The following is a 301-nucleotide window of genomic DNA, read 5'->3' as shown; positions in this document are numbered from 1 at the left end:
CTCGCTATGCTCTTCATTAAGAACGACTTGCGCCCTTGTATCTACGAAGCCGACGAAGACGGGTGCCATAGTGATAGCGTCGCGGTCAGCCTCATAAAACTGCTCGCATATGTCTGCCGAATAAAGGCGAGCACATATTAGTCCCGTTTCCTCCTTCACCTCACGCAGCGCTGTTTCCCAAGCCTTTTCGCCGTCCTCAATACCACCGGCGATTTGACACCATTCACCGACAAGGGTGTGGTTCCGGCGCAGCATCAAGACGTCCGTCTCAGTGTCAGAGTTGCGGAGAAGAATAACGGAC

1 protein-coding gene is annotated in these 301 nt (G+C 53.5%); it reads right to left on the bottom strand.

Going from position 1 to position 301, the window contains the following annotated elements; translation table 11 throughout:
* Positions 1–301 (bottom strand): NUDIX domain-containing protein (locus tag AF337_RS12190; protein ID WP_152971017.1); only part of this gene is annotated, 301 nt, incomplete at both ends.

The sequence above is a fragment of the Rhizobium ecuadorense genome, assembly GCF_001187535.1.
Taxonomy (GTDB): domain Bacteria; phylum Pseudomonadota; class Alphaproteobacteria; order Rhizobiales; family Rhizobiaceae; genus Rhizobium; species Rhizobium ecuadorense.
The sequence above is the reverse complement of the archived record's forward strand: the minus strand, read 5'-3'. Positions and strand labels throughout refer to the sequence as shown.